This window comes from Parasaccharibacter apium, from assembly GCF_002917995.1.
In the GTDB taxonomy this organism is placed as follows: Bacteria; Pseudomonadota; Alphaproteobacteria; order Acetobacterales; family Acetobacteraceae; genus Bombella; species Bombella apis.
Genome location: NZ_LMYH01000022.1, coordinates 2501 through 5747, shown reverse-complemented (window position 1 = coordinate 5747; position 3247 = coordinate 2501). Strand labels below are relative to the sequence as shown.

Genomic DNA, 3247 nt, shown 5'->3' with positions numbered 1-3247 from the left:
AGCTTACACTTCTCTCAAATGGCGTTGAATGGCCCTTATATGCGCATGATAGCAAGCAATCGCCAAATCAGCCATTCTAGGGAGATTACAAGTTCCCTCTATTCATGACAGATGGTTGGGGAACGTGTGGACCCACGGGAGGACCATGGCTATCTGGCGGTATCTGATTTTGTGGGTATGGATGCGGGGGTAGGATTTGAACCTACGACCTTCAGGTTATGAGCCTGACGAGCTACCGGGCTGCTCCACCCCGCGTTGGTGGGTGGTTTTTATGAGGGTGGGTGAGCGAGGGGACCTGGCGGCGACCGACTTTTCCGCTCCTTAAGGAGCAGTATCATAGGCGCTGGAGGCTTTAACGGCCGAGTTCGGGATGGGATCGGGTATGGATCCTCCGCCATGGCCACCAGGTCTTCCCGCTCACCCATGTGGGTGTTTGGGGGTGTTTTGGTTGGTGTTTTCTGGAGTGTGACTGACTACTGTGCATGTGTTTTGGTGTGTGAGAGATATGGGCGATTAGGATCAGTCAGCTACACATGTTGCCATGCTTTCACACCTGACCTATCGACGTCCTGGTCTTGGACGGCCCTGTGAGACCTAGTTTTGAGGCTGGTTTCCCGCTTAGATGCTTTCAGCGGTTATCCATTCCGAACTTAGCTACCCGGCTGTGCCGCTGGCGCGACAACCGGTGCACCAGAGGTTCGTTCATCCCGGTCCTCTCGTACTAGGGACAAATCCTCTCAAGTCTCTTACACCCACGGCAGATAGGGACCGAACTGTCTCACGACGTTCTAAACCCAGCTCACGTACCACTTTAATCGGCGAACAGCCGAACCCTTGGGACCTGCTCCAGCCCCAGGATGTGATGAGCCGACATCGAGGTGCCAAACCTCCCCGTCGATGTGGACTCTTGGGGGAGATCAGCCTGTTATCCCTAGAGTACCTTTTATCCGTTGAGCGATGGCCCATCCACGCGGGACCACCGGATCACTATGGCCGACTTTCGTCTCTGCTCGAGCTGTCACTCTCGCAGTCAGGCGGGCTTATGCCATTGCACTCGACAGCCGGTTTCCGACCGGCCTGAGCCCACCATCGCGCGCCTCCGTTATTCTTTGGGAGGCGACCGCCCCAGTCAAACTGCCCACCATACAGGGTCCCGGACCAGGCTGACTGGTCTCGGTTAGATATCAGAAAAGTTCAGGGTGGTATTTCAAGGATGGCTCCACCTGAGCTGGCGCCCGGGTTTCAAAGCCTCCCACCTATCCTACACAAAACTTTCCTGATACCACTGTAAAGCTGCAGTAAAGGTTCATAGGGTCTTTCCGTCTGACCGCGGGTACCCCGCATCTTCACGGGGAGTTCAATTTCGCTGAGCCGATGCTGGAGACAGCGGGGAAGTCGTTACGCCATTCGTGCAGGTCGGAACTTACCCGACAAGGAATTTCGCTACCTTAGGACCGTTATAGTTACGGCCGCCGTTTACCGGGGCTTCGATTCGACGCTTGCACATCTCCTCTTAACCTTCCGGCACCGGGCAGGCGTCAGACCCTATACGTCATCTTTCGATTTCGCAGAGTCCTGTGTTTTTACTAAACAGTCGCTACCCCCTGGTCTGTGCCACCCGCCGATGGTTGCCCACCAACGGGTCTCGTTTCTTCCGAAGTTACACGAGCAATTTGCCTAGTTCCTTCAGCATCGTTCTCTCAAGCGCCTTGGTATACTCTACCAGTCCACCTGTGTCGGTTTCGGGTACGGTCTATATGCCAGAGCTATTTCCTGGAACGGTCCAAAAGCCAGCTCAATCCGATAAGAGCTGACAACATATCTCGTTCGTCACTTCTGGCAGGCTCAGGACTATTAACCTGATTCCCATCGACTACGGCTTTCGCCCTCGCCTTAGGGGCCGGCTCACCCTGCGTGGATTAACCTTGCGCAGGAACCCTTGGACTTTCGGCGACAGTGTTTCTCGCACTGTTTGTCGCTACTCATGTCAGCATTCGCACTTCTGATACCTCCAGAGAGGGTCACCCCGTCTCCTTCGCAGGCTTACAGAACGCTCCGCTACCGCGCATAGTAAACTATGCACCCACAGCTTCGGCACGTGGCTTGAGCCCCGTTACATTTTCGGCGCAGGGTTTCTATTAGACCAGTGAGCTATTACGCTTTCTTTAAAGGATGGCTGCTTCTAAGCCAACCTCCTGGTTGTTTTGGAATCCCCACATCCTTTCCCACTTAGCCACGATTTAGGGGCCTTAGCTGGTGGTCTGGGCTGTTTCCCTCTCGACAATGGACCTTAGCACCCACTGTCTGTCTGCCGTGCTCATACTCCTCGGTATTCGGAGTTTGGTTAGGTGTGGTAAGGCTTTGGGCCCCCCTAGCCCATCCAGTGCTCTACCCCCGAGGGCAATACACGACGATCTACCTCAATAGATTTCGCGGAGAACCAGCTATCTCCGAGTTTGATTGGCCTTTCACCCCTAGCCACAGCTCATCCCCGACTTTTTCAACAGGCGTGGGTTCGGCCCTCCAGTGCGTGTTACCGCACCTTCAGCCTGGCCATGGCTAGATCACTCGGTTTCGGGTCTTCTACCAGTAACTCAGTCGCCCTGTTCAGACTCGCTTTCGCTACGCCTACACCTATCGGCTTAAGCTTGCTACGGACAGAAACTCGCTGACCCATTATACAAAAGGTACGCCGTCACCCCATAAGAGGCTCCGACTGCTTGTAGGCACCTGGTTTCAGGTCTCTTTCACTCCCCTTATCGGGGTGCTTTTCACCTTTCCCTCACGGTACTGGTTCACTATCGGTCACCAGAGAGTATTTAGGCTTGGAAGGTGGTCCTCCCATGTTCAGACAGGGTTTCACGTGCCCCGCCCTACTCAAGGCCTTCAGGAGACATTACGCATAAGGGACTATCACCCACTATGGTCAGACTTTCCAGACTGTTCTGCTTGTTCTCTCGAAGACACTGGCCTGTTCCGCGTTCGCTCGCCACTACTAGCAGAATCTCTGTTGATGTCTTTTCCTCCGGGTACTTAGATGTTTCAGTTCCCCGGGTTTGCCTCATGCACCTATGTATTCAGTGCATGATCCTCATAAGAGGGGGTTGCCCCATTCGGAAATCCACGGATCAGGGTGTACTCACAACTCCCCGTGGCTTATCGCAGTGTGTCACGTCCTTCATCGCCTTCTGGTGCCAAGGCATCCACCAAGTGCCCTTCTCATTCTCACACCACATGCACAGTAACC

The 3247-nt window shown here is 54.4% G+C and carries 1 tRNA gene and 2 rRNA genes; all 3 read right to left on the bottom strand.

The features are described 5' to 3' along the window. Positions 1-178: 178 nt before the first annotated feature. The 3 genes from ASO19_RS08980 to ASO19_RS08970 all read right to left on the bottom strand — a co-directional run bounded on the left by ASO19_RS08980 (position 179) and on the right by ASO19_RS08970 (position 3230). Positions 179-255, bottom strand: a tRNA-Met gene (locus tag ASO19_RS08980). Between the two features lie 38 nt (positions 256-293). Next, positions 294-408 (bottom strand): 5S ribosomal RNA (gene rrf / locus ASO19_RS08975). Between the two features lie 85 nt (positions 409-493). Then, a 23S ribosomal RNA gene (locus tag ASO19_RS08970) occupies positions 494-3230 on the bottom strand. Between the last annotated feature and the right edge of the window lie 17 nt (positions 3231-3247).